Source organism: Bacillus sp. JJ722, from assembly GCF_036963345.1.
GTDB lineage: Bacteria > Bacillota > Bacilli > Bacillales > DSM-1321 > Bacillus_AD.
The window spans coordinates 1-4958 of record NZ_JBALMO010000156.1; the positions used below are offsets into that span (position 1 = coordinate 1).

General features: G+C 38.1%; 4 protein-coding genes. All 4 read right to left on the reverse strand.

Translation table 11 applies throughout. The annotated features are described in order from the left end of the window. Nucleotides 1-1687 (reverse strand): cobalamin-dependent protein (locus V7014_RS18230; RefSeq protein ID WP_335508981.1); only part of this gene is annotated, 1687 nt, incomplete at its 3' end. A gap of 36 nt (nucleotides 1688-1723) precedes the next feature. Next, nucleotides 1724-2350: a TetR/AcrR family transcriptional regulator gene (locus V7014_RS18235; protein ID WP_335509030.1), complete on the reverse strand. Its 627-nt coding sequence runs from the start codon at nucleotides 2348-2350 to the stop codon at nucleotides 1724-1726. Nucleotides 2351-2543: 193 nt separating this feature from the next. Beyond that, on the reverse strand, nucleotides 2544-3686 hold the full coding sequence (locus V7014_RS18240) for an acyl-CoA dehydrogenase (RefSeq protein WP_335508982.1): 1143 nt from the start codon (nucleotides 3684-3686) through the stop codon (nucleotides 2544-2546). Between the two features lie 32 nt (nucleotides 3687-3718). Then, nucleotides 3719-4855, reverse strand: coding sequence for an acyl-CoA dehydrogenase (locus V7014_RS18245; protein ID WP_335508985.1), 1137 nt, complete (start codon nucleotides 4853-4855; stop codon nucleotides 3719-3721). Between the last annotated feature and the right edge of the window lie 103 nt (nucleotides 4856-4958).

Genomic DNA, 4958 nt, shown 5'->3' on the forward strand with positions numbered 1-4958 from the left:
AAACCCACGTTAAAATATCTCCATAATCTTTATATTTTGGTAGAGAAACCTTTGGAATCATCAAACCTGAAAGACTCTTCGTCTTAAGTTGCGTAACAATTTCTTTATTGCGAATAACCGTAACTAACTGATCTTGTTGATAGCTTTCTTTAAACTTATCCCAACCATTTAGTATGTTTTTAGATTCGTCTGTTAATTTGTTTTCTACGTTTACTTTTAGCGATTGTAACGAAGCTAGCACTTCTTCATTAGCTTCACTTTGCTTAACCACTTCAATAGCACCTTCTAATTGGAACAATTTACGCGCTATCTCAGCTTGATCATTCGCTGTCGCTTTATATTTTCTTACAGTTTCTGATAATTCTCTCAAGTAATAGCGACGATCATTTGGAATAATGACATTTTGTAATTCCACATCGCTATCTTTTGAAAATGACGTCGTCCAATTCTCACCTGTCTTTTCATTAATCAATTCAACTAATGCAGCAAATAACCCATTAGTTCCTGCATCATTAAATTGACTCGCAATCGTTCCATAGACAGGCATCTCTGTATAATCTTTATCAAAAAAATTACGGCTACGTTGGTACTGCTTTTGCACTTGTCGCTTCGCATCTTCCGATCCTTTACGCTCAAACTTGTTGATAACGATTAAATCGGCGTAATCAATCATATCGATTTTTTCTAGCTGAGAAGGCGCTCCGAATTCACTTGTCATTACATAAAGTGAAATATCACATACTTCGGTAATTGCCGCATCACCTTGACCGATTCCTGATGTTTCAACAACAATAACATCGAAGTTTGCTGCTTTTACTACAGAGAGTGCATCTTTCAACGCTAGAGAAACTTCACTCCTCGAAGTACGTGTTGCCAAGCTGCGCATATACACACGATTATTGAAAATAGCGTTCATCCGAATTCGGTCACCTAACAGCGCTCCACCTGTTTTTTGCTTCGTTGGATCAATGGATAGAATGGCAATCTTCTTATCAGGAATTTCATTTAAGAATCGGCGGATTAATTCATCCGTTAATGAACTTTTTCCAGCTCCACCTGTTCCTGTTATACCGATAACCGGAATTTTCTTTTGTAATTCATTAATTTTTTCCATAGTTGAATCTAATGTTGCTGCTCTTTCACCAGCTTCATCAATATGATTCTCTACTGCCGTAATCAGTTTAGCTACAGCTTGGAAGTCTCCTGTATGAAGTCTGTCAATCGTTTCCTCATAGGAGGCTTCACTTAACGCTTCATCGCATTCCTTTATCATAACGTTAATCATGCCTTGTAAGCCATGCTCACGACCATCATCAGGTGAAAAGATTCGTGCAATTCCATAATCATGAAGCTCTTTTATTTCACGTGGTACGATAACGCCGCCACCGCCGCCATATAACCGAATATGATTTGCACCTTTTTCCTTTAATAAATCATACATGTATTTAAAATATTCTACGTGACCACCTTGATAAGATGAAATCGCAATACCTTGTGCATCTTCTTGAATAGCTGCATTTACAACTTCTTCAACAGAACGATTATGCCCAAGATGGATAACCTCTGCTCCTGTACTTTGCAGTATTCTTCTCATTATATTTATTGAAGCATCATGCCCATCAAACAAACTAGACGCCGTAATAAAACGAATATGATTTTTTGGCTTGTATAATTCAACCGTATTCATGTCGTTCCCCCCATATTACTGTAATTCTAATTCGCCTTAAGAATTATTGATTAAACCGTTTACTAGTAAACTGGTTTGGACTTCAATATATTCCTCAATAGAGAACAAATTTCGAAGTGCCCATCTTCTAAAGCCCCACATTTGCCCTTGAACAAAAATATCATGTGCGACCATCTTAATTTGTTCCTCTCTTACTTTTATTTCTCCATTTTCATTACAATTACGAATTAAACGTTCAAACATCGAAACCATTTCTATTTCTTTATTCAGTACATACGGTAACGCATCTTTGGATAACGACTTTGCTTCTTGATACATAACAAGAACTTCATCTTGCATTTCATCAACCACTTTGAAGTAATTCGCTATCCCAAGCTTTAAGCTTTCAAGTGTTCCTTCTGCACCAGCTAGATCTCGCTCTAGCCTCTCTTTAACCTCATCATAGATTCGATCGACAACTAGATAAAGTACATCTTCCTTTGTGCGAATGTATTCATAGAGAGTCCCAATACTAAATCCAGATGCTTTTGCAATTTCTCTTGTCGTTGTCCGATGAAATCCTTTCTCTTTAAAAAGCGAAACCGCACCCTTAATCATTTGATTCCGCCTTTTCTTAATTAGCAGTTCATCTTTAACGGATGCCTGGACTTCTCTTCGCCTCATTACTACACCATCCTTTAAAACCATATCACTTAATCCATACCCCATTGGAATAAGTTTTTTTCAAATGGAAGATGAAGAGAAAAAAGCGCTTTAAAACTTGAATATTCGCACTCTTCCACTCTTCATACTGCCATTTATATATCTTCTTAAGGAATAATCCATCCAATCGTTATGCGATGGCTTTATACTTTCATTAATCTTTCGTAATCATTCTAGAGATCACAAGCTTTTGAATCTCTTGAGTTCCTTCATAAATTTGCGTAATTTTTGCATCCCTCATGTAACGTTCAACAGGATAATCTTTCGTATAACCATATCCGCCAAATACTTGCACAGCCTCTGTTGTTACTTTCATTGCTGTGTCACCAGCAAATAGTTTAGACATCGCAGACTCTTTACCATAAGGTAAGCCTTCTGACTCTAACCATGCCGCTTGATAAGTTAATAGACGTGCTGCTTCAATGTTTGTAGCCATATCAGCTAGCTTAAAGCCAATACCTTGTTGCACCGCAATAGGTTTACCAAACTGAACACGTTCTTTTGCATAATCAACAGCTGCATCAAGAGCTCCTTGAGCAATACCAACAGCTTGTGCAGCAATACCATTTCTACCACCATCAAGTGTCATCATTGCGATTTTGAAACCTTCTCCTTCTTTTCCAAGAAGATTTTCTTTCGGCACGCGGCATTCTTCGAAAATAATTTCAGTTGTTGGGGAAGAACGAATACCTAATTTTTGTTCTTTCTTACCAACGCTGAATCCTGGGAATGTACTTTCTACGATAAATGCACTTGTACCACTTTGCTTAGAAGTTGGATCTGTTAATGCAAATACGACATAAGTATCTGCAATTCCACCGTTTGTTATGAAGATTTTTGAACCATTTAATACGTACTCATCACCCTCAAGCTTAGCAGTTGTAATCATGCCACCAGCATCTGATCCTGAACCTGGCTCAGTTAAACCGTATGCACCAATTTTCTCACCTTGTGCCATTGGACGAAGATATTTTTGCTTTTGTTCTTCTGTACCGAATTTATATACTGGCCAACCTGCTAATGAAGTGTGAGCTGACAGAGTTACCCCCGTAGAAGCACATACACGAGACAATTCTTCAATTGCGATACAGTATGCTAAATAATCGCTACCAATCCCACCGTATTCTTCCGGCCATGGAATACCAGTCAACCCTAACTCAGCCATCTTTTTGAAGATATCCATGTCGAATCTTTCTTCTTCATCACGCTCTGCTGCTGTAGGTGCTACTTCATTACGTGCAAAATCACGGACCATTTTACGAATCATTTCGTGTTCTTCAGTTAATTTAAAATTCATTACAATTCCCCACCTTCATTTTTATCTATTTTTTATTTAGTTAAAAATTTTGAAATAACCAATCGCTGAATTTCACTCGTGCCTTCATAAATTTCTGTTACTTTCGCGTCGCGGAAATATCTTTCAACAGGATATTCCTTCGTATAACCATAACCACCAAATACTTGAATAGCCTCAATAGATACGTCTACTGCCGTTTTAGATGCGAATAATTTCGCAATAGAAGCTTCTTTACCACTCGGTAAATTAGCTGCTCGCAAGCTAGCTGCTTGATACACAAGTAATCTTGTTGCTTCAATATTCGTTGCCATTTCAGCTAACTTAAAACCAATACCTTGTTGAGCTGCAATTGGTTTACCAAATTGATTGCGTTCCTTACTATAAGCAACGGCATGTTCCATAGCTCCTTCAGCAATTCCTAACGATTGTGCAGCAATACCAATTCTTCCTGCATCTAGATTGGCCATTGCAATCTTAAAGCCTTCTCCTTCAGAACCTAAAAGATTCTCCTTTGGCACTTTCATATTTTCAAATGTAAGCTGAACTGTACGTGATCCATGCAGCCCCATTTTGTGCTCATCTTTACCAACAATAAAGCCTGGTGTATCTTTCTCAACAATAAACGCCGACACACCTTTACTTCCCTTTTCGATATCAGTGGAAGCAAAAACAATATATACATCTGCTTCTCCGCCGTTTGTTATAAATACTTTAGAGCCGTTAATAACATAATGGTCTCCCTGTAATTCAGCGCGAGATTTTAAACCAGCTGCATCTGAACCAGCACCTGGCTCCGTTAAACAAAATGCTCCTAAATATTGACCTGAAGCAAGCTTAGGCACATACTTCTGTTTCTGCTCTTCTGTGCCGAAATAGAGTATTGGATTTGTACCTACAGATGTGTGTACAGAGAGAATAACTCCTAATGTTGGACTCACTCTAGCAATCTCATTGATTGCGATGATATAAGAAACAAAGTCCATTTCAGCTCCACCATATTGCTCAGGAATAGGAATTCCCATTAATCCTAATTCACCCATCTTTTGTATAAGTTCTCTAGGAAACTCCCCTTGTTCCATTCTTTCTACAAATGGTTGCACTTCATTTTGAACGAAATCGCGAACCATCTTTCTCATCATCGTTTGTTCTTCTGTAAATCTTAAATTCATCCCCTAACCCCCCTAGATGCTATAAAGTGAAACTTTAAACGGTAGAGGTGTCGTCCATCCCCACCGATTATTAGTTGAACGAACCGGGTTCTTACTGACGCTT

What these genes read in the sequence shown, in the direction of transcription:
- V7014_RS18235 (WP_335509030.1), bottom strand. Translation starts at nt 2,350, where the DNA reads ATGAGGCGAAGAGAAGTCCAGGCATCCGTTAAAGATGAACTGCTAATT.
- V7014_RS18240 (WP_335508982.1), bottom strand. Translation starts at nt 3,686, where the DNA reads ATGAATTTTAAATTAACTGAAGAACACGAAATGATTCGTAAAATGGTC.
- V7014_RS18245 (WP_335508985.1), bottom strand. Translation starts at nt 4,855, where the DNA reads ATGAATTTAAGATTTACAGAAGAACAAACGATGATGAGAAAGATGGTT.